The sequence below is a fragment of the Pseudomonas sp. P108 genome (genome assembly GCF_032613195.1).
GTDB lineage: Bacteria > Pseudomonadota > Gammaproteobacteria > Pseudomonadales > Pseudomonadaceae > Aquipseudomonas.
In genome coordinates, this window is sequence record NZ_CP126691.1 from 143,975 (window position 1) to 167,038 (window position 23,064).

A 23,064-nucleotide genomic window follows, 5' to 3' on the forward strand; every position below is an offset into this window, starting at 1 on the left:
GTCAAACCAGGTAATCGCGCAGGGCGTGCTGCACGCACGGTGTGTCGAGCAGCGAACTGTTGTGGAAGAACTTGACGATGTTGCCCACCAAGGGATGGTGGCGATTGATCGGGAACGCGAGCCCGGCCATTTCATCCCTGAGCGAACGGCGCGTTGTCGCGCTGACCGGCAGCGCATCGATCAGGCGCAGGTCGAAGGATTTCTGGATGTCGTTGGTCAGGTAATGGCCGATGAACACCGGCAGAATCTGCGCGATGGTTTCGCGATCCGCCGCGCTGGCGGTGTGCCAATAGATGCGCACCATTCGCGCCCAGAAACTCGAATGGCGACCCTCATCGAGCAAGTGATCGGCCATCAGGCCTTTGATCGACGGCTTGACCGTGTCGTCGCGGGCGAACGCCGCGACATCGCCGGTCACGGTGTTTTCGGCGATGGCCACGCAAATCAATTCCATCGCGCTGCGCAGGTGTTCCGGTGCCAGCGCGACGGCGGCGGGAATAGCCCGGCTCAGTTCGATTTCATCGGGCAACTGAATCGGTTCGATGCCGGTCATCGCGACCGTTTGCTGCATGAAGTCCATCGCCACCAAGGCGTGGTAATCCTCGTCGACCACCACGGTCATCGCGTCGTAACGGCAGGCAAACGGGAAGGTTACAGCGAAGCGGTTCTTGGCGATGCTGCGCGCAGTCTTGTCGACGATCTCGGTCTCGAAAATCACCACGTCGTTGATGAATTTGTACAACGTCTGCACCAAGGCGAAATCACGTTGCTGCGGACACTCGCGCAGGAAGGTTTCGCTGAGCACCAGCGGTTGACGGCTGAGCGGGTAGATCAGGCGTTCATCGTCTTCCAGCACGCGACGCGGGCGGGTGCGGATGGTGGCGCGGTTCTCCCAGGCATCGGCAAAGGATTGATAGTCGGCGGCGTTCATTGGGCGACCTCCGCCAACGGTTCGCGCATGCTCAGGCGCAGGCCGTCCCACAAGGCGATGCGGCTTTCCACGGCGGCGATGGCACTGGCGTAGACCTCGGCCTCGCGCTGCGGATCGCCGTCGACCAGACGCTCGAGCAGGTGTTCTGCTGCCGGGCCGTGATCTTCGGAGTCGACCTCGATGTGCCGTTCCAGGTAATAGCGGAAGGTCGGCGCCTGCTCGATACCGATGCCCCAGTCGTCGAGGATGCGCTGGAACATGGTCGGGATCACGCTCTCACGGCCATGCAGAAACGCCGCCGCCACGCTGTGCCCCGGGGCATGCAGGGCGGTGCGCAAGGTGTCGCGGACAAACTGCGCGGCGGCCGGATCAACCTCGATGCTTTGCAGCGCGACGTCATAGCTCACGCCTTCCTGTTGCAGGGCGATAAAGCGCTCCACGGCGGTGGTACTCGCGCCGATTTCGCGCATGGCATCCAGGTACAACTCGAAATGGCTGTAATGCCCTTCGGTCAGACAATCATCCGATTCCTCACCCAGAACGATCTCGTTGATCAACCGGGCGGCGTGAGGATCACGCGGCGGCAACCACGGCAAGCGGGTGCAAGTCAGCTCCTGCTGCAGGCGTTTGGTCAGCGACATGAAATCCCACACCGCAAATACGTGGGTTTCCATGAAACGTCGCAATACCGATAGCGAAGTGATCTCGGAAAAGATCGGGTGAATGCTAAGTTCGGCTTTCTTTAGGGCGAGTTGGTTCTTGGTGGGCATCATGATGTCCTTTATCGTTGATATGTAATGGAACTGCTCGGGTAACTGCGCAATCTGTGAAACTACGACTTACTTGTTTTCTGTCGGCGGACGACAGCCTTTCTTCCTGATAGGTAAGTGCGGACCGGATATATCTGTGACATGGCTTCATGTCTGCCCATAAGGCGCTGCTGTTGTACCGCAGGCATTGGGTGGGTGCCGAGGTGAAGGGTGAAGTTCAAACCTGGCGAGGAAAAACTAATACACCGACAAAGTATTTAACAAGTACATTTTTTAATTATTTTAAGTTGGCTGTTTTTTGAAGTTGAGTAGTTCCGATAAAACTTTTGGCTGAAGTTTTATTTGGGCGTAGTTGCTCCTTTCGGCGAATAACGGCCAAAATTTATCGATAAGAGTGAATGCCTCACTCGAAGCAACTTTCCAGTAATAAGAGTTGAATGATTTAAAAGGGGCGGAAGTTGGCCGTGACCCCGCGCCATGACTTCCTTTTTCCCGTGGCAAGGCTCCTTCCGTAGGTTCCTGGTGCGGGGACTGCGCCGTCAGGGCGGCGCGTCGCCCGTTCTTTATGGGGTTGGCCGTTCAAGAGTGCGGGTAAATGAGCGCCACGGCTATTACCGATTCGTCATCGGCACGGTGCAAATTTTGAGCTGAGCGGCGCAGGGAGGTTAGAGCGGGCAGGCGGATCCGCCCACCCGAGGGCTGGCAGATCGCTTGGGGATTTGTAAGAGAGTGATTCGCGGAGGGTGCGCGCTCAGCGCGCGGCTTTGCGGCTTTGTGCGGCGGGGGTCGCGAGATAGCGGGTAATCACCTCGACGCCCCGATTAAGGTGCTGCTCGAGGAGTTTGATTGACAGTTCAACGTCACGATCCTGCACGGCTTGCAGCATCGCCCGGTGATCGTCCTGGGACAATTTGCCCAGGCCCATGGCCTCAAGGTTGAAGCGCAGAAAACGTTCTTCTTCGTTGAGTCCGTCTTCGACCAGTCGCAGCAAGCGTTGGTTGGGCGCCTTGCTGTACAGGGCCATGTGGAACAAACGGTTGAGCCGGCCGATTTCCGTGTAGTCGTGTTGCGCCTCCAGTTCTTCGATGTAACCGGCGGCGCGAGTGTGATCGGCAGCGGTCAGCAACGGAATCGACTGGCGCATGGCTTCGGACTCGAGGAGGATGCGCAGCTCGTAGGTTTCGGTTGCATCGCCCTGAATCAACGGCGCAACCACCGCACCTTTGTGCGCGGTAACGCTGAGCAGTTCCTGGGCTTCGAGCTGGCGCAACGCTTCGCGCACCGGCATGCGGCTGACGCCGAACAGATCGGCCAGATCCTGCTGGCGCAGCGCCGTGCCGCAGGGCAGACGACCATCGAGGATTGCCGAACGCAGGGTTTCTTCGATCACCGACCGGGCCAGATGCGCAGGAATCGGTCCATCGACTTTAATGCTGTGCAGCGGTTTGGGCTTCTGTGTCACGACTACGCACCCTGTATGTCGGCCTGATTTGGATCCAAATGACACTAGTGATTGCTCTACAGGTTGTCAAACCTTGTAAAACATCGTGGTGCCCAATGAAGTTTAGCGCGCCGAGGATGATCTCATGGTGCCATTGTTTTTTCGCCGGCTAAGCTTCACCATCAAACGCTTTCCTTCCTGCCCCCCGGAATCCTGCTGTGGCGGTATGTTTCGCGATCCCCCGGACACTGCGCTGGCTAGGCTGCGCACTGCTGCTGGCCGGCGTCATGCTGGGCGGTCTGCATGCCGATTGGGATTTTTCCACGATCAGCCGCAAAGCCACGGCACTTTACGGACCGCTGGGTGCCGGGCAGCAGCGCATCGATGCCTGGCAAAATCTGTTGGCCACGCAGAAGCAAGTCAACGAGATGGAAAAGCTCAAAGTAGTGAACCTGTTCTTCAACAAACAGGTGCGCTACGTCGAGGACATCGATCTGTGGCACGAAGTCGATTACTGGGAAACGCCCATCGAGGCGCTGTGGAAAGGCGCCGGCGACTGTGAAGACTACGCGATCGCCAAGTATTTCAGCCTGCGCCACCTCGGGGTTTCCAGTGACAAGCTGCGCATCACCTATGTCAAAGCGTTGCGCCAGAACCGCGCGCACATGGTCCTGACTTACTATGCCACCCCCGATGCCATGCCGCTGGTGCTCGACAGCCTGATCGATCCGATCCAGCCGGCGTCGCAGCGAACCGATTTGCTGCCGGTCTACTCTTTCAATGCGGAAGGGTTGTACCTGCCGGGCGCCAAGGGCAACAAAAAAGTCGGTGACACCAAACGCCTGTCGCGCTGGCAGGATGTGTTGAAGAAAATGCAGGCCGAAGGTTTCCCGGTCGAGACGACTAACTAGGAGCACGCGCTCAGATGTCTTTGTTCAAACAGCTGTTGATCGCAATCTGTCTGTTCCTGGTGGTCGCCTTCACCGGCAGCTTCATGGTCAGCCTGGAAAGCTCGCGCACCCAGTACGTCAACCAGTTGCGTTCCCACGCCCAGGACGCCGCGACCGCGTTGGCCTTGTCGCTGACGCCGAATATCGACGACCCGGCGATGGTCGAGCTGCTGGTCAGCTCGATTTTCGACAGTGGCTACTACGCGAGCATCCGCGTGGTCGATCTGAAGACTGACCAGACGATTGTTGAGCGCAACGGCATTCCGGCCGTCACTAATGTGCCGGACTGGTTCGTCAAACTGATCGGCCTGGAACCGGCCGGTGGCGATGCACTGGTCAGCCGTGGCTGGGAACAGGCAGCGCGGGTCGAAGTGGTCAGCCATCCGATGTTTGCCGTGGCCAAGCTGTGGCAGAGCGCGTTGGGCAGCCTTGGCTGGCTGCTGATCTGCGGTGCGATCAGTGCCGTCCTCGGTGCGCTGCTGCTGCGCCGGCAGTTGAAGCCACTGGATTACATGGTCAAGCAATCCCACGCCATCGCCCGGCGCGAATTCCTCAGCCTGCCGGATCTGCCGCGCACGCCTGAATTACGCCGCGTGGTGCAGGCGATGAACCAGATGGTCGAGAAGCTCAAGGCACTGTTTCAGGAGCAGGCCGAGCGCAGTGAAAAACTGCGGGCCGAGTCTTATCAGGACAACCTGACGGGGTTGGCCAACCGGCGTTATTTCGAGATGCAGTTGAACAATCGCGTGAGCAACCCGGAGCAGGCCAGCTCCGGTTATCTGCTGCTGTTGCGGGTCAAGGATCTGGCCGGGCTCAACCAGCGTCTCGGTGGCCAGCGCACCGATGAACTGCTGAAAGCAGTTGGCGAACAATTGTCCCGCGAATGCGCCAAGTACCCGGAAACCCAGAATCTCGTCACCCGTATTCGCGGCGGCGAATTTGCCGTGCTGGCGCCGGGGCTGGTTCGTGAAGAAGCGCTGCAACTGGCGCAGAACCTCGACAATGCCTTGAGCAGTCTGCATGCCACCGGCGCGACCGACGTCGCGGCTGTGGCGTCGATCGGCCTGGCGCCATTCACTCACGGCGATTCGCCGCAACAGGTGCTGACACTTGGCGATCAGGCGCTGGCGCAAGCCGAAGGGCAGGGCGAGCAGAACTGGGCCTGCATCGATCAGAGCCTGACGGCGGATGTCGGCGACGATCACCATGCCTGGCATCGCTTGCTCGATCAGGCCTTGAGTCAGCAGCGTTTCGAGCTGTATTTCCAGCCGGTGGTGGCTGCCGCCGACACGCAACTGGTGCTGCATTACAAAGTGCTCTCGCGCTTGCTCGATGATCAGGGCCAGACCATCCCGGCCGGGCGCTTCCTGCCATGGCTGGAGCGCTTCGGCTGGACCGCGCGGCTGGATCGCCTGATGCTTGAGCGCGTGCTGGAGCAGATGAAAGAACATGAAGATTCGCTGGCGCTGAACCTGTCTTCGGCGACCCTGGCGGATCCGCAGGCGTTGAACAAAGTCTTCGAGATTTTGCGCGCGCATTCCAACCTGGGCGAGCGCCTGACCCTGGAAATCGGCGAGGAGCAATTGCCGGAGCAAGCGGTGCTGGAGCAGTTGACCCGGCGCCTGCGTGAACTCGGCTTCTCCCTGAGCCTGCAGCGCTTTGGTGGGCGCTTCAGCATGATCGGCAACCTGGCGCGGCTGGGGCTGGCGTACTTGAAGATCGATGGCAGTTACATTCGTGCGATCGATCAGGAGAGTGACAAGCGTCTGTTCATCGAAGCGATCCAGCGCGCGGCGCACAGCATCGATCTGCCGCTGATTGCCGAGCGGGTCGAGACGGAGGGGGAGTTGGCGGTGATTCGCGAGATGGGTTTGTATGGGGTTCAAGGGCAGTTGTTGGGTGAGCCGAAGCCTTGGCGGTGAGTCATTGCAAAAGCAACCCTCACCCTAGCCCTCTCCCAGAGGGAGAGGGGACTGACCGTGGGATATTGATGTAATACGCCGACGTGAAAGAGCTCCGCTGAATCCATAATCGACTCGATTTCTCAGGTCGATGTATAGCGCCAGACACCTCGGTCGGCCCCGTCCCTCCGAGAGAGCGGACTGATTGGGGATATTCGGGAAATACGCCGACATCAGCGATTTGCGCTGAATCCATAATCGACCCGGTTTTTCAGGTCGATGTACGGCGCCAGACACCTCGGTCGGCCCCCTCTCCCTCGGGGAGAGGGCTGGGGTGAGGGTAGGCCTTTGATCTGAAGAAATCAGATCAACCCGCCCTCATCCTCATCGATCAACTGACTCAACCCGCCCAACGCTTCCCGCGCCTGTGTCCGGTCCATCAACTTGGCCTGAGCCGCCGGTGGCAGGTCGGTGACGCGGATCACGCCTTTCTGGGTCAGCACCTGAATCAGGTCGTCGAGGACCCGAATCATTTCGAAGTCGCTCTGCTTGAGCTGTTTGAGGCTGGTTTCCACCACTTCGTTGGCGAACCAGGCCTGGATTTCATGGCTGTCGGCCGGCAGGGTTTCCGTGGCCTCGGCGTAGGCCGCGGCTTCCACGCGAATCAACAGACCTTGCGCATCGCGTTGCACGTAAAACATTGAGCATCCCTCGGAAATGAACCAGCGTCATGCTGTCAGCAGCATAGCCAACTGCGCGCGAGTATGCGGTGCGGCGACGTAATCGTCACCGTCGCGGTAAGCGCAAACGTGACGGCCGCCCCAGAAGGGCGGCCGTTTTTGTTCACGTATCAGCTGTTGTTGTGGTCGACTTTGATCGTCGGGTCGCTGCCGGCAATCAGGTTGTGAATGTTGGCGCTCGACCAGTTATTGCCTTCCAGTTTGATCGTCACGTCCGGGGTTGCCGCCGCAGCGTCGCCGGAGTTGAACTTGCCCGCCGAGCTGACTTGCAGCGACGACGTGCCATCGACCGTGGTGATCTTCAGGAAGTTATCGATGGTGCTGCCGGTCTCGCCCTGCAACAGATCGCGCAGATCGATACGGTCACCTTCACTGGCCTTGAAGTCCTTGATCACGTCGTTACCGGTATCGCCCGCCTTCCAGACGAAGGTGTCGGCACCCGAACCACCGATCAGGATGTCGTTGCCCTGACCGCCGATCAGCGTGTCGTTGCCAGTGCCGCCGAGGAGGATGTCATTGCCTTTGCCGCCATCGAGCCAGTCGTTGCCGCCCGAACCGAAGAGGATGTCATTGCCCGCGCCACCCAACAGCGTGTCGTTACCGTCATGCGCGCCGGACACATCGAACGCCTGATAGTGCTCGGTGATGTACTGGTGCACGTTGCTGGTGGTGACTTTGCTGACGTCAACCCCGGTTTCCTTGGCCACGAACGCCTGCATCGCCTGATAACCCTCACCGGCAATGCCGTTGAAGCTGACCAGATCGCCGAACAGGATGTCGTTGCCGTCGCCACCGCTGACGGTGTCGTTGCCCGGCATCGTCGCTTCGGTGTGGCCGATGATCGAGTTGGCCAGGTCCTTCGGATCGATGTTGGTCTGCGGCGTTTTGTCCGAGTCGTAAGGCTTCAGATCGTTGAGGCTGACATCGTTGTTCAGACCGATAGCCTCGACGTTCGACAGACCGCTGAGCAAGGCAAAGCCACTGGTCGAGTTACTGGTCGTTGACGAGTTGGTGCTGTTACCGGTCCCCGCCAGACTCGACAACTCATAGGTGCCGTCGCCCTGCGCGTGGATGGTGCCCAGATTAGAGCTGCTCCAGCCCCACCACGAATTGTAGGTTTGCAGGGTCACGGTGCCGGCGCTGTTGATCGTCAACGCGTGGGTATTGTCGATGTAGGTGCTGAAGGTGTCGCCCGGCTTGTAATTGCTGGTTTTCACCACATCGTCGAGCTTCACGTTGCCGTACAGCGTCGGGTTGGTCTGCTCGCCGCTCTGGTAGTAGGTCGGCTGGCCATCGGTGATGAAGTACGTGAGGTTCTTCGCCCCGGTGTTGGCCACCGCGTCAGCGCTCTGGAACCAGTTGGCCGTGGTCTTGAACACATCCTCGTAGTTGGTGCCGCCACCGGACGCCATCGAATCCAGTACCGCTTTGAGCTGGGTCAGCGCGTTCGGGTCGTTGAGGTTCACCGACACCGACTTGTTGACCTGGGTATCGAAGTCGACGAGGAAAATGTTCACCGTGCCCGAGTTGCTGCCGCCCAGGCTCTGCTTGAGGCTGTTGAACACCGAGGTCAGTGAGTCTTTGGCCGCGTTGAGCGACGAACTGCTCATGCTGCCGGAGCTGTCGACCATGAACGCGATGTTGTAGTTGGTGCCCGGCACCACGGTCAGGCCACCGATGTCGGCGACGATGATGTCGTTGCCATCGGTGCCGGTGACAGTGTCGTCGCCCGAGGTTGCCACGACCGCGTTGTAGACCGCCGGCACCACGGTGACCGGAATGGTCGCGGTGCTGCTGGCCGAGCCGCCGACCATCTCGGTGGAGGTCGAGGTCACGGTCAGGTTGAACTGGCCGTTGTAGTACGGCGGTGGCGTTACGGTCAGGCTGCCGAGGTTCCAGCCGGTGACGTTGGCGTCGCCGCTGCTGGCGGTGACGGTGAAGGTATGACCCGCGCCATCGCTGAGCACCGAGCCGACCGGTGCGCCGCTGATCTTCACGCTCAGGGTTTCCGAGCCGTCGGTGTCGGTCAGGGCGGTGGTGATCGCCGAGAGTTTCACCGTGGTGCCTTCGGCGCCGGTGTTGAGTTTGTAGCCGTCGTAATAGCCTTCGCCGTTGCTGCCGTGCAGATCGGAGACGGTCACGCCCGAATTGATCAGATCCTGCACGCCGGTGTAGATCGGCACGCCGGCGCTGCTCAGGTCGATTGGCGTGCTGCCGTTGACCGACAGGTTGACGTCGTAGCTGCCCGGGCCGCTCTGGTTGTGGTGGTAGATGTCCAGGGTGTAGTAGCCGCTGGTGGTCGGGGTGAACGAGCCATTGATGGCGCCGCCCGCGCCCCAGGTCCCCGAAGCCACACTCTTGCCGCCGATCGTGATCAGCAAACTGTCATCGGCAATACCGCTGAAGGTGTAGGTCTTGCCGGCTTCCAGATAAATCAGGCCTGACGTCTTCGATGCCGTGCCCGCCGCAACGCTACCGTCGGACTGCACATTGGTGACCGAGCCACTGGAGTTCGGTTTCCCGGCGCCGTCGATGACGTTTTTCAACGTGGTCGAATCCGCGCCATTGCCGTTGGTGCCCAGACCCGAGAGACCAGTCCAGACTTCCTTGATCAGGCCGGTGGACTTCACGCTGTTGTCGGCCACGCTCACGGTCGGCGCATCCGCCACTGGCGTGATGTCGATTTTCACGGTGCCGGTGTTGCCCAGCAACTGGCCGTCGGTTGGCTGGAACTTGATCTGCGCATAGTCCGCTTGGTTGTTGCCCAGACCGCTGCCACCGTAACCATTGACGCCAGACTCGTTGGCATCCGGCAGGAAGCGCAGCTTGCCCGCGTCGATGTCAGCCTTGCTGAAGGTCTGGTTGTTGGCGACGTCTTTCCAGGTCGAACCGTCCAGATACTGCAGTTTGCCTTCGCCCGGCAGTTGGGTGATTTTGATGCCGAGGCTGCTGGCCGGGCTGTCGACGTCGGTCACACCGAAAGTCGACCAGCCGAGTACCAGCGGCGTGTCTTCGGTGCCGGTGACATTGCTCGGTGCAGCGACCGGTGCGTCGTTGACCGCCACCACGTTGACCGTGGTGGTCGCGGTGTTGGAGTAGTTGCCGCCATCGGTCACGGTCACGGTGATGATCCGTGGCACGGTGCTCGGGTTTTCACTGCCGTTGGTGAAGCTGATGTTCTTGATGGCCTGCATGTAGTCGGCCAGCGTCGCGTTACCGGACAGCGTCAGCGTGACGGTGCCGTTGGTGCTGTTGGCATTGATGGTGATGCCGTTGACGCTGTTGCCCAGATTCAGCGCATCGCCGTCCTGACGGTTGGTCAGAACCACAGTGGCACCGGTGAGCATGGTGCTGTCCGGGTCGGTGATGCTGATATCGGTGTCGGCAATCGACACGCCCGCGCCCGGGGTGTTTTCGGTGAAGGTCACCTTGTAGTCGGCACCGGTGGCGCCGCTGGAGTTGTTGGCATCCAGGTCGAGCACGGGTGGCGCATCGTTGTCGATGATCGAGGTGCTGACGCTGCCATTGGTGCTGCTGACCGCGAGGTTCTCGAAGTTGCCGCCGGTGGCGGAATCGATCTTGACCACGAAGTTCTCGGTGCCTTCGGTGATCTTGTCATCGATGGTGGCGACGTTGAACTGCGCGCTGCTCGCACCTGCCGGAATCTTCACGGTGTACACGCCGGTGAAATCAGAACCGTCGGCGGCGGTACCGCTGTAGACGATTTTCAGGGTCACTTCGGTTTGCGCCGGGTGGTTCAGGCTGACGGTGTAGCTGGCCGTCTGGCCTTCGGTCACCGAGCTGCTGCCAGTGATGCTGACGGTGGTGGTATCGACCGTGTCGGTGACGTTGGTCACGGCTGGCGTGTTGTTGGTCACCAGATTTTCGAAGCCGCCGCCGCTGGTGCCAGTGATGGTTGCCTGCACGGTGCCGGCGTCTTTGTAGACGTCGTCAGCCGGAGCCGGGACGGTCACGGTGCCGGTGGTTTTGCCCGCGTCGATGGTGATTACCGAGCCGTTGCTCAGGGTTACGGTGACTGGCGAGCCAGCGGCGTTGGTCAGGGTCGCGGTGTAGGTGATCTGGCCACCTTCGGCCACGGTGCCGGTCGCGGACAGCGACAGGTTGGTGGTGTCGACGGTGTCGGTGACGGTAGTCGAAACCGGGGTCTTGTCGGCCACCAGATTCTCGTAGTTGCCGCCCGTGACGTTGGTAATCGAATTGGTCAGCGGCGCGTGACCAGTCAATGCGTCATTAGGCGCAGTGGTGGTCGCGGTGCCCGTGGTCTGGCCGATGCCGATGGTGATGGTCTGACCGTTGGCCAGGGTCACGACGACTGGCGAACCGGTTACCGGTGCGCCAACCGTGGCGGTGTAGACGACGTTGCCGCCTTCAGCCGCTGTACCGGTGGCGGTCAGTTTCACGGTGGTGGTGTCGATGGTGTCGGTGACGCTGGTCACGGCTGGCGTGGTGCTGGTCACCAGGTTCTCGAAGCTGCCCCCAGTGGCGGTTTTGATCGTTGCCTGAACGTTGCCGGCGTCTTTGTAGACGTCATCGGCTGGCGCTGGAACGGTTACGGTGCCGCTGGTTTTGCCGGCGTCGATGGTGATCACCGAGCCGTTGCTCAGGGTCACGGTGACTGGGGAGCCTGCGGCGTTGGTCAGGGTCGCGGTGTAAGTGATCTGGCCGCCTTCGGCCACGGTGCCGGTCGCGGACAGCGACAGGTTGGTGGTGTCGACGGTGTCGGTGACGGTAGTCGAAACCGGGGTCTTGTCGGCCACCAGATTCTCGTAGTTGCCACCGGTCACGTTGGTGATCGAGTTGGTCAGTGGTGCATGACCAGTCAATGCATCGTTTGGCGCTGCGGTGGTTGCGGTGCCAGTGGTCTGGCCAACACCGATGGTGATGGTCTGACCGTTGGCCAGCGTCACGACAACTGGCGAACCGGTGACCGGCGCACCAACGGTAGCGGTGTAGACGACGTTGCCACCTTCGGCTGCGGTAGCGGTTGCCGTCAGTTTCACGGTGGTGGTGTCGATGGTGTCGGTGACGCTGGTGATGGCCGGCGTCGTACTCGGTACCAGGTTTTCGAAGTTGCCACCGGTGGCGGTGCTGATCGTCGCCTGCACGGTGCCGGCGTCTTTGTAAACGTCATCGGCTGGCGCTGGAACGGTTACGGTGCCAGTGGTTTTACCGGCGTCGATGGTGATCACCGAGCCGTTGCTCAGAGTTACGGTCACTGGCGAGCCAGCGGCGTTGGTCAACGTCGCGGTGTAAACGATCGAGCCGCCTTCAGCCACAGAACCGGTCGCACTGAGCGACAGGTTGGTGGTGTCGACAGTGTCGGTCACGGTAGTGCTGACCGGCGTTTTGTCAGCCACGAGGTTTTCGAAGTTACCGCCGGTCACGTTGGTGATCGCGTTTGTCAGCGGTGCATGACCGGTCAATACGTCGTTAGGCGCGGTAGTGGTCGCGGTGCCGGTGGTCTGGCCAACACCAATGGTGATGGTCTGACCGTTCGACAGGGTGACCACGACTGGCGAGCCAGTCACTGGCGCGCCGACAGTTGCGGTGTAGACGACGTTACCGCCTTCAGCGGCAGTGGCGGTCGCGGTCAGTTTCACCGTGGTGGTGTCGATGGTATCGGTGACGCTGGTAATAGCCGGAGTCGTGCTCGGCACCAGATTTTCGAAGTTGCCACCGGTGGCGGTGCTGATCGTGGCCTGCACGGTGCCAGCGTCTTTGTAAACGTCGTCTGCAGGTGCTGGAACGGTCACGGTGCCGCTGGTTTTTCCGGCGTCGATGGTGATTACGGCGCCGTTTGACAAGGTTACGGTCACTGGCGAACCAGCGGCGTTGGTCAGCGTGGCGGTGTAAACAATCGAACCGCCTTCAGCCACAGAACCGGTCGCACTGAGCGACAGGTTGGTGGTGTCGACAGTGTCGGTCACGTTGGTGCTGACCGGGGTCTTGTCGGCCACGAGATTTTCGTAGTTGCCGCCGGTCACGTTGGTGATCGCGTTGGTCAGTGGTGCATGACCAGTCAATGCATCGTTTGGCGCTGCGGTGGTTGCGGTGCCCGTGGTCTGGCCTACACCGATGGTGATGGTTTGACCATTGGCCAAAGTCACGACAACTGGCGAGCCGGTAACCGGCGCGCCTACGGTAGCGGTGTAGACAACGTTGCCACCCTCAGCCGCCGACTCGGTGGCCGTCAGTTTCACGGTGGTGGTGTCGATGGTGTCGGTAACGCTGGTGACGGCGGGAACAGTGCTCGGCACCAGGTTTTCGAAGTTGCCACCGGTGGCGGTGCTGATGGTCGCTTGCACGGTGCCGGCGTCTTTGTAGACGTCGTCAGCCGGGGCCGGAACGCTTACGGTGCCGCTGGTTTTGCCGGCGTCGATGGTGATCACCGCGCCGTTGGACAGGGTCACGGTCACTGGTGAACCAGCGGCGTTGGTCAGGGTCGCGGTGTAAACGATCGAACCACCTTCAGCGACCGAATTGGTAGCGCTGAGTGACAGATTGGTCGTGTCGACGGTGTCGGTAACATTGGTCGATACCGGGGTCTTGTCGGCCACCAGGTTCTCGAAGTTGCCACCTGTTACGTCAGTGATCGCGTTGGTCAGCGGAGCGTGGCCAGTCAATGCGTCGTTTGGTGCCGTGGTGGTCGCGGTACCGGTGGTCTGGCCAACGCCGATGGTGATCGTTTGACCGTTGGCCAAGGTTACGACAACCGGCGAGCCGGTGACTGGCGCGCCGACAGTCGCGGTGTAGGTGACGTTGCCACCCTCAGCTGTCGACTCGGTGGCGGTGAGTTTTACGGTGGTGGTGTCGATGGTGTCGGTGACATTGGTTACGGCCGGCACGGTGCTTGGCACCAGGTTCTCGAAGTTGCCACCGGTCGCGGTCGAAATGGTTGCTTCGACTTTGCCTGCATCTTTGTAAACGTCATCCGCCGGCGCAGCGACGGTGACGGTGCCAGTGGTTTTACCCGCCTCAATGGTGATCACGGCGCCGTTCGACAGGGTCACGGTGACTGGCGAGCCAGCCGCGTTGGTCAGCGTTGCGGTGTAGATGATCGAACCACCTTCAGCAACCGAACCCGTCGCGCTCAGCGACAGGTTAGTGGTGTCGACGGTATCGGTGACCGTGGTTGAAACCGGGGTCTTGTCGGCCACCAGATTTTCGTAGTTGCCGCCGGTTACACCGGTGATCGAGTTGGTCAGTGGCGCCTGACCGGTCAGCGCATCGTTCGGTGCGGTGGTGGTCACGGTGCCGGTGGTTTTGCCAACTTCGATGGTGATGTTCTGGCCGTTGGCCAAGGTCACGACAACCGGCGAACCGGTTACTGGCGCGCCGACAGTGGCGGTGTAAGTGACGGTGCCGCCTTCAGCGACCGACGTATCAGCCGTGAGTTTGACGGTCGAGGTGTCGATGGTATCGGTGACCTCGGTCACGGCCGGAACAGCGCTCGGCACCAGGTTTTCGAAGTTGCCACCGGTAGCGGTGGAGATCGTCGCTTCAACCTTGCCCGCGTCTTTGTAGACGTCATCGGCTGGCGCTGGAACGGACACGGTGCCAGTGGTTTTGCCGGCTTCGATGGTAATCACCGCACCGTTCGACAGGGTCACGGTGACTGGCGAGCCAGCTGCGTTGGTCAATGTCGCGGTGTAGATGATCGAGCCGCCCTCAGCCACAGAACCGGTCGCGCTGAGCGACAGGTTGGTGGTGTCGACGGTGTCGGTCACGGTGGTGCTGACCGGTGTCTTGTCGGCCACGAGATTTTCGTAGTTGCCGCCAGTGACACCCGTGATCGCGTTGGTGATCGGCGCGTGCCCGGTCAGCGCATCGTTCGGCGCGGTGAAGGTCACGGTGCCAGTGGTTTTACCGACTTCGATGGTGATGTTCTGACCATTGGCCAGCGTCACGGTGACCGGCGAACCGGTGACTGGTGCGCCCACAGTGGCGGTGTAAGTGACGGTGCCGCCTTCAGCGACCGACGTATCAGCCGTCAGTTTGACGGTCGAGGTATCGATGGTGTCGGTGACTTCGGTCACGGCCGGAACGGTGCTCGGCACCAGGTTTTCGAAGTTGCCACCGGTAGCGGTGGAGATCGTCGCTTCAACCTTGCCCGCGTCTTTGTAGACGTCATCGGCTGGCGCTGGAACGGACACGGTGCCAGTGGTTTTGCCGGCTTCGATGGTAATCACCGCACCATTCGACAGGGTCACGGTGACCGGGCTGCCAGCTGCATTGGTCAGGGTCGCGGTGTAGATGATCGAACCACCTTCCGCAACGGTGCCGGTCGCCGTCAGCGACAGATTGGTGGTGTCGACGGTGTCGGTGACATTGGTCGAAACCGGCGTCTTGTCCGCCACCAGGTTTTCGAAGTTTCCGCCGCTGACCTCAGTGATCGCATTGGTGATCGGCGCGTGGCCGGTCAATGCGTCGTTTGGCGCGGTGGTGGTCGCGGTGCCGGTGGTCTGGCCGACGCCGATGGTGATGGTCTGACCGTTAGCGAGGGTCACGACCACAGGCGAACCGGTCACTGGCGCGCCGACGGTTGCGGTGTAAGTCACGCTGCCGCCCTCAGCCGCCGATTCGGTCGCGGTGAGTTTGACGGTAGTGGTGTCGATGGTGTCGGTGACGTTGGTCACGGCCGGCACGGTGCTCGGCACCAGATTCTCGAAGTTGCCGCCGGTAGCATCCTTGATGGTCACTTCGACTTTGCCGGCGTCTTTGTAGACGTCATCGGCAGGCGCTGGAACGGTCACGGTACCCGTGGTTTTACCGGCTTCGATGGTGATCACCGAACCGTTGCTCAGGGTCACGGTTACCGGCGTGCCGGCCGGGTTGGTCAGCGTCGCGGTGTAAACGATCGAACCGCCTTCAGCCACCGAGTCGGTCGCGGTCAGGTTGAGGTTGGTGGTGTCGTTGGTGTCCGACACTGCGGTGTCGGCGGACTTGCCGTCGACCGCGAGTTTTTCGTAATTGCCGCCAGTGGCGCCGTCGATGGTCACGCTCAGCGAGCTGCCGCCGGCCAATGGGCTGTTCGGCGCAACGAAGTTCACCGAGCCGGTGGTTTCACCGACGGCAATGGTGATGGTCTGGCCGTTGGACAGAGTTACGACAACCGGCGAACCAGTCACTGGCGCGGTCACGGTCGCGGTGTAGACCACGGTTTCGCCTTCGGCGACGTTCGCCGTGGCAGTCAGTGACACGGTGGAGGTGTCGATGGTGTCGTTGACGGTGGTGACGGCCGGCGCTGTGCTGGTGACCAGGTTTTCGAAGTCGCCACCGGTCGCTCCCTTGATGGTCGCTTCAACAGTGCCGGCGTCTTTGTAAACGTCGTCTTTCGGTGCGTCGACGGTGACAGTGCCAGTGGTTTTGCCGGCGTCGATGGTGATCACAGCACCGTTCGACAGGGTCACGGTGACCGGCGAGCCAGCGGCATTGGTCAGGGTCGCGGTGTAAGTGATCTGACCGCCTTCGTTCACCGAACCGGTGGCGCTCAGCGACAGGTTGGTGGTGTCGACAGTGTCAGTGACGGTGGTGCTGACCGGGGTTTTGTCGGCCACGAGGTTTTCGTAATTGCCGCCGGAAACGTCAGTGATCGCGTTGGTCAGCGGAGCGTGGCCAGTCAACGCATCGTTTGGCGCGGTGGTGGTCACGGTGCCCGTGGTTTTACCGACTTCGATGGTGATGTTCTGACCGTTGGCCAGGGTCACCACAACTGGCGAGCCAGTGACTGGCGCACCGACCGTGGCGGTGTAGGTGACGGTGCCACCTTCATCCGCAGACTCGGTGGCGGTCAGTTTGACCGTCGAAGTGTCGATGGTATCAGTGACGTCGGTAACGGCTGGCGTGGTGCTCGGCACCAGGTTCTCGAAGTTGCCGCCAGTGGCGTCCTTGATGGTCACTTCGACCTTGCCGGCGTCTTTGTAGACGTCATCGGCTGGCGCAGGAACCGTCACGGTGCCGGTGGTTTTGCCGGCCTCGATGGTGATCACCGAGCCGTTCGACAGGGTCACGGTTACCGGCGTGCCGGCCGGGTTGGTCAGGGTTGCGGTGTAAACAATCGAACCGCCTTCAGCCACGGTGCCAGTCGCAGAAAGCGACAGGTTGGTGGTGTCGACGGTGTCAGTAACAGTGGTCGAAACCGGGGTCTTGTCGGCCACCAGATTCTCGTAGTTACCGCCGCTCACATCAGTGATCGCATTGGTCAGCGGGGTGTGGCCGTTCAACGCATCGTTCGGCGCAGTGGTGGTCACGGTGCCGGTGGTTTTACCCACTTCGATGGTGATGTTCTGACCGTTGGCCAGGGTCACCACAACTGGCGAGCCAGTGACTGGCGCACCGACCGTGGCGGTGTAGGTGACGGTGCCACCTTCAGCCGCAGACTCGGTGGCGGTCAGTTTGACGGTGGTAGTGTCGACGGTATCAGTGACTTCGGTCACGGCCGGGACAGTGCTCGGTACCAGATTCTCGAAGTCGCCGCCGGTGGCGTCCTTGATGGTGACTTCGACTTTGCCGGCGTCTTTGTAGACGTCATCGGCTGGCGCAGCGACAGTCACGGTGCCAGTGGTTTTACCGGCCTCGATGGTAATGACCGAGCCGTTCGACAGGGTCACAGTCACCGGCGAGCCAGCCGGGTTGGTCAGCGTCGCGGTGTAGATGATCGAACCGCCCTCGGCGACCGAGTTGGTGGCGCTGAGCGACAGGTCAGTGGTGTCGACGGTGTCAGTGACCGTAGTCGAAACCGGGGTCTTGTCAGCCACCAGGTTTTCGTAGTTGCCGCCGCTCACACCCGTGATCGAATTACCCAGCGACGCCTGACCGGTCAACGCATCGTTCGGCGCGGTGAAGGTCACGGTGCCAGTGGTCTTGCCGACTTCGATGGTGATGCTCTGACCATTGGCCAGGGTCACCACGACCGGCGAACCGGTGACCGGCGCGCCGACAGTGGCGGTATAGGTGACAGTGCCACCTTCGGCCACAGTGGTGTCGGCCGTCAGCTTCACGGTCGAGGTGTCGATGGTGTCAGTCACTTCGGTCACGGCCGGGACAGTGCTCGGCACCAGATTCTCGAAGTTGCCGCCCGTGGCGTCTTTGATGGTGACTTCGACTTTGCCTGAGTCTTTATAGACATCATCGGCAGGCGCCGGAACGGTCACGGTGCCGGTGGTCTTGCCTGCCTCGATGGTGATCACCGAGCCGTTGCTCAGGGTCACGGTGACCGGGCTGCCAGCGGCATTGGTCAGGGTCGCGGTGTAGGTGATCTGGCCGCCTTCAGCCACAGTTCCCGTCGCGCTCAGCGACAGGTTGGTGGTATCAGTGGTGTCGGTGACGGTGGTGCTGACCGGGGTTTTGTCAGCCACGAGGTTTTCGTAATTGCCGCCGGAAACGTCGGTGATCGCATTGATCAACGGTGCATGGCCAGTCAGCGCATCGTTCGGTGCGGTGGTGGTCACGGTGCCGGTGGTTTTGCCGACTTCGATGGTGATGTTCTGGCCGTTGGCCAAGGTCACGACGACAGGTGAACCGGCGACTGGCGCGCCCACGGTAGCGGTGTAGGTAACGGTGCCACCTTCAGCCGTCGACTCGGTAGCGGTCAGTTTGACCGTCGAGGTGTCGATGGTGTCAGTGACGTCGGTTACGGCTGGGGTGGTGCTCGGAACGAGGTTCTCGAAGTTGCCGCCAGTGGCGTCCTTGATGGTCACTTCGACCTTGCCGGCGTCTTTGTAGACGTCATCGGCCGGAGCTGGAACGGAGACAGTGCCGGTGGTTTTGCCGGCTTCAATGGTGATCACCGAACCGTTGCTCAACGTCACGGTCACTGGCGTGCCAGCCGGATTGGTCAGCGTCGCGGTGTAAACGATCGACCCGCCTTCCGCCACGGTGCCGGTCGCAGTCAGCGACAGGTTGGTGGTGTCGACGGTGTCAGTAACAGTGGTCGAAACCGGGGTTTTGTCGGCGACCAGATTCTCGTAGTTACCGCCGCTCACATCAGTGATCGCATTGGTGATCGGCGCGTGGCCGGTCAATGCATCGTTCGGTGCGGTGGTGGTCGCGGTGCCGGTGGTCTGGCCTACGCCAATGGTGATGGTCTGACCGTTAGCCAGGGTCACGACCACAGGCGAACCGGTCACTGGCGCGCCGACGGTTGCGGTGTAAATCACGCTGCCACCCTCAGCCGCCGACTCGGTCGCGGTGAGTTTGACGCTGGTGGTGTCGACGGTGTCAGTGACGTCGGTTACGGCTGGGGTGGTGCTCGGAACGAGGTTCTCGAAGTTGCCGCCAGTGGCGTCCTTGATCGTGACTTCGACCTTGCCGGCGTCTTTGTAGACGTCATCTGCTGGCGCAGGAACCGTCACGGTGCCGGTGGTTTTACCGGCTTCGATGGTGATCACCGAGCCGTTGCTCAAGGTAACGGTCACTGGCGTGCCGGCCGGGTTGGTCAGCGTCGCGGTGTAAACGATCGAACCGCCTTCCGCCACGGTGCCGGTCGCAGTCAGCGACAGGTTGGTGGTGTCGACGGTGTCAGTGACAGTGGTCGAAACCGGGTTTTTGTCGGCGACCAGATTCTCGTAGTTACCGCCGCTCACATCAGTGATTGCGTTGCTCAGCGGGGTGTGGCCGTTCAACGCATCGTTTGGCGCTACGGTGGTTGCGGTGCCCTCGGTCTGGCCAACACCGATAGTGATGGTTTGGCCGTTGGCCAACGTCACGATCACTGGCGAACCGGTCACTGGCGCGCCGACAGTCGCGGTGTAGGTAACGGTGCCACCTTCAGCGGCAGTCTCGGTGGCGGTCAGTTTGACGGTGGTGGTGTCGACGGTATCGGTCACGTCGGTGACGGCCGGAACGGTGCTCGGCACCAGATTCTCGAAATTGCCGCCCGTGGCGTCCTTGATGGTGACTTCGACTTTGGCGGCGTCTTTATAGACGTCATCGGCGGGTGCAGCGACGGTCACGGTGCCGGTGGTTTTACCGGCTTCAATGGTGATCACCGAACCGTTCGACAGGGTCACGGTAACAGGCGAGCCTGCGGCGTTGGTCAGGGTCGCGGTGTAAGTGATCTGACCGCCTTCAGCCACGGTGCCTGTTGCGCTGAGCGTCAGGCTGGTGGTGTCGGTGGTGTCAGTCACGGTGGTGCTGACCGGGGTTTTGTCGGCGACGAGGTCTTCGTAATTGCCGCCGCTCACGCCCGTGATCGCGTTGGTGATCGGCGCTTGGCCGGTCAACGCGTCATTCGGTGCAGTGGTGGTCACGGTGCCGGTGGTTTTGCCGACTTCGATGGTGATGTTCTGACCATTGGCCAGGGTCACGACAACAGGCGAACCGGTCACCGGCGCGCCAACAGTGGCGGTATACGTGACAGTGCCACCTTCAGCCGCCGACTCGGTGGCGGTCAGCTTGACCGTGGTGGTGTCGACAGTATCGGTCACGTCGGTGACGGCTGGAACGGTGCTCGGAACGAGGTTCTCGAAATTGCCGCCGGTAGCGTCCTGGATGGTCACTTCGACCTTACCGGCGTCTTTGTAGACGTCATCGGCGGGTGCTGCGACGGTCACGGTGCCAGTGGTTTTGCCGGCTTCGATAGTGATCACCGAACCGTTCGACAGGGTTACGGTGACAGGCGAACCTGCGGCGTTGGTCAAGGTCGCGGTGTAAGTGATCTGGCCGCCTTCAGCCACAGAGCCGGTCGCGCTCAGCGACAGGTTGGTGGTGTCGGCGACATCGGTAACGCTGGTCGAAACCGGGGTCTTGTCGGCAACCAGATCTTCGTAATTGCCACCCGAAACGCCAGTGATCGAATTGGTCAGCGGCGCATTGCCGGTCAACGCATCGTTAGGGGCGGTAGTGGTCACGGTGCCGGTGGTTTTACCGACTTCGATGGTGATGCTCTGACCGTTGGCCAGGGTTACCACGACAGGCGAACCGGTCACCGGCGCACCGACGGTGGCGGTGTAAGTGACGGTGCCACCTTCAGCAACCGAGGTATCAGCCGTCAGTTTCACGGTCGAGGTGTCGATGGTGTCGGTCACTTCGGTCACGGCCGGGACAGTGCTCGGCAGCAGATTCTCGAAGTTGCCGCCCGTCGCATCCTTGATCGTGACTTCGACTTTGCCGGAGTCTTTATAGACATCATCCGCAGGCGCCGGAACGGTCACGGTGCCAGTGGTTTTGCCCGCCTCGATGGTGATCACCGAGCCGTTGCTCAGGGTCACGGTGACTGGTGTGCCGGCCGGGTTGGTCAGGGTCGCGGTGTAAACGATCGAGCCGCCTTCAGCAACGCTGCCGGTCGCTGACAACGACAGATTGGTGGTGTCGATCGAATCGGTAATTGTGGTGGTCGCTGGCGTGGTGTTTGGCACCAGGTTTTCGAAGTTGCCACCGGTTGCGCCGGTAATCGTGGTGCTGACGGTGCTGCCATTGTTGTAAACGTCGTTGGCCGCGGTTGGCACGTTGACGGAGCCGGTGGTCTTGCCGGCTTCAATGGTGATGGTCGAGCCGTTCGACAGGGTGATCGTCACCGGGGTTTGCGCGGCGTTGGTCAGCGTCGCGGTGTAAGTGATCTGGCCACCTTCGACGACGGTACCGGTGGCGGTGAGGCTGACGCTGGTGGTGTCGATCGAATCGGTAACGGTGGTGGTCGCGGGTGTGGTGTTTGGCACCAGGCTTTCAAAGTTGCCGCCGGAAGCGCCGGTAATAGTGGTGCTGACGGTGCCGCCATTGTTGTAGACGTCATTGGCCGCCGTCGGCACGTTGACGGTGCCGGTGGTTTGGCCGGCGTCAATGGTAATGGTCGAGCCGTTCGACAGAGTGACGGTCACCGGGGTTTGCGCCGGGTTGGTCAGGGTCGCGGTGTAGGTGATCTGACCGCCCTCGACCACTGTGCCGGTGGCAGTCAGGGTCAGGTTAGTGGTGTCGATCGAATCGGTGATGGTGGTCACCGCCGGTGTCGGGTTCGGCACCAGGTTTTCGAAGTTGCCGCCAGTCGCACCGGTAATCGTGGTGGTGACGGTACTGCCGTTGTTATAGACGTCGTTGGCCGGGGTCGGCACGTTGACAGTGCCGGTGGTCTGGCCGGCGCCGATGGTGATGGTCGAGCCGTTCGACAGGGTGACGGTCACCGGGGTTTGTGCCGGATTGGTCAGGGTCGCGGTGTAGGTGATCTGCCCGCCTTCGGTGACACTCGGCCCGGCCGTCAGGGTGACGGTCGTGGTGTCGATGGTGTCAGTGACCTGGGTCGTGGCCGGGTTGGTCGGCGTCGTCACAGTGATGCCGTTGCCGCCGGTGGTGCCGGTGACGGTCACGTCGATCTGCGTCGGGTCGTTATAGACGGTGTCGTTCGGCGCCAGCGGCACGTTGACCGTGCCGGTGGTTGCACCTGCCGGAATCACAATCACCGCGCCGTTGGACAGGGTGATGGTCAGGTCGGTCAGCGGCGCCTGGGTCAGGGTCGCGGTGTACACCAGCACGCCGCCGGCCTCGGTGATGCTCGGCGTGGCGCTAAGGCTCAGGGTCGACTCACGCAGAGCATTGGTGGTGGTATCGGTGGTCTGGCCGCCGGTGATGTTCTGCGCAGCTTGACCGGCAGCGTTGATGCCTGCGGTCGGGAAACCAATGGTTGGGTCAACACGACCAGCGGTGGCGTCGAGCATGACGAAGCTGTGGCCGCCACCAGCAGCACCGCCCGTACCTGCGGCGCTCGGGCCGGCAGCGGTGGCGTCAAGCGCGGTGGTCGGGTCGACACCGGCGGCAATGGCTTGCTGCAGTTCGGCTACTGACGGCGCAGCCTGCGCGGTGGCTTCTGCCAGGTCAGTGCTGGAGTCGGGGGCGGTGGCGCTCCACTGAGTTTCACGGCCCAGATCGAGGGTGCGGCCATCTGCCAATTCAAGCGACACGGCGCCGGAGAGACCGGTGTCGATCTGGTCGCCGACAAACAGGCGATCGCCTTCAACGAGTACGCGACGCACGCCCTCTGGGGACACCACGAATACCTGACCGACAATGCTTTTGACGATGGCAACAACACTGCTCATTGAAGACTCTCCGGGGTGTCACGTTCAGTTGACTTCCATGGACCTGAGGGCATGGGCGCCGATTCAGTCTGGACGTACTTTAAAAATTTGCGAAACAAGTTTGACGCATGTTTTCGTCAATATTTTGGCTAGATTCTTTCGCTATTAACTTTATGCCAAACTATTGACCTTCTGGGTGCCATCCTAAACAATCGTCCCACTAATGTCACATTGATATTTCCGCGGCGACCTGTCCTTCAGCGTGTGATCCAGTTCTTGTTTTGAACTTTCCGACATACGGTC

At 61.2% G+C, this 23,064-nt stretch carries 7 protein-coding genes; 2 read left to right on the forward strand and 5 right to left on the reverse strand.

Going from position 1 to position 23,064, the window contains the following annotated elements:
* Position 1 precedes the first annotated feature (1 nt).
* The 3 genes from QOM10_RS00680 to QOM10_RS00690 form a co-directional block, all read right to left on the reverse strand.
* Positions 2-931: a diiron oxygenase gene (locus QOM10_RS00680; RefSeq protein WP_127925358.1), complete on the reverse strand. Its 930-nt coding sequence runs from the start codon at positions 929-931 to the stop codon at positions 2-4.
* Positions 928-1,704: a DUF3050 domain-containing protein gene (locus tag QOM10_RS00685; RefSeq protein WP_150776561.1), complete on the reverse strand. Its 777-nt coding sequence runs from the start codon at positions 1,702-1,704 to the stop codon at positions 928-930. Before QOM10_RS00685 ends, QOM10_RS00680 begins: the two co-directional genes overlap by 4 nt.
* A gap of 748 nt (positions 1,705-2,452) precedes the next feature.
* Positions 2,453-3,163 carry a GntR family transcriptional regulator gene (locus QOM10_RS00690; protein WP_102899668.1) on the reverse strand — a complete coding sequence of 237 codons (711 nt, stop codon included), beginning with the start codon at positions 3,161-3,163 and terminating at the stop codon, positions 2,453-2,455.
* A gap of 197 nt (positions 3,164-3,360) precedes the next feature.
* Between QOM10_RS00690 and lapG the strand changes: the two genes are divergently transcribed.
* Together lapG and lapD are read left to right on the forward strand one after the other, a co-directional pair.
* Positions 3,361-4,053, forward strand: coding sequence for a cysteine protease LapG (lapG, locus tag QOM10_RS00695; protein WP_095122342.1), 693 nt, complete (start codon positions 3,361-3,363; stop codon positions 4,051-4,053).
* Positions 4,054-4,067: 14 nt separating this feature from the next.
* Positions 4,068-6,014 carry a cyclic di-GMP receptor LapD gene (gene lapD / locus QOM10_RS00700; RefSeq protein WP_095122340.1) on the forward strand — a complete coding sequence of 649 codons (1,947 nt, stop codon included), beginning with the start codon at positions 4,068-4,070 and terminating at the stop codon, positions 6,012-6,014.
* A 341-nt stretch (positions 6,015-6,355) separates the two neighbouring features.
* Here the strand turns inward: lapD and QOM10_RS00705 are convergent, their stop codons facing one another.
* Both QOM10_RS00705 and QOM10_RS00710 read right to left on the reverse strand, forming a co-directional pair.
* Positions 6,356-6,694, reverse strand: a complete 339-nt coding sequence (locus QOM10_RS00705; RefSeq protein ID WP_007918987.1) for a hypothetical protein — start codon at positions 6,692-6,694, stop codon at positions 6,356-6,358.
* A 149-nt stretch (positions 6,695-6,843) separates the two neighbouring features.
* On the reverse strand, positions 6,844-22,782 hold the full coding sequence (locus QOM10_RS00710; protein WP_316917408.1) for a retention module-containing protein: 15,939 nt from the start codon (positions 22,780-22,782) through the stop codon (positions 6,844-6,846).
* Between the last annotated feature and the right edge of the window lie 282 nt (positions 22,783-23,064).

Excerpts from the sequence above, each read along its gene's own strand:
- QOM10_RS00685 (WP_150776561.1), bottom strand. The coding sequence starts at position 1,704 with ATGATGCCCACCAAGAACCAACTCGCCCTAAAGAAAGCCGAACTTAGC.
- QOM10_RS00680 (WP_127925358.1), bottom strand. The coding sequence starts at position 931 with ATGAACGCCGCCGACTATCAATCCTTTGCCGATGCCTGGGAGAACCGC.
- QOM10_RS00710 (WP_316917408.1), bottom strand. The coding sequence starts at position 22,782 with ATGAGCAGTGTTGTTGCCATCGTCAAAAGCATTGTCGGTCAGGTATTC.
- QOM10_RS00705 (WP_007918987.1), bottom strand. The coding sequence starts at position 6,694 with ATGTTTTACGTGCAACGCGATGCGCAAGGTCTGTTGATTCGCGTGGAA.
- lapD (WP_095122340.1), top strand. The coding sequence starts at position 4,068 with ATGTCTTTGTTCAAACAGCTGTTGATCGCAATCTGTCTGTTCCTGGTG.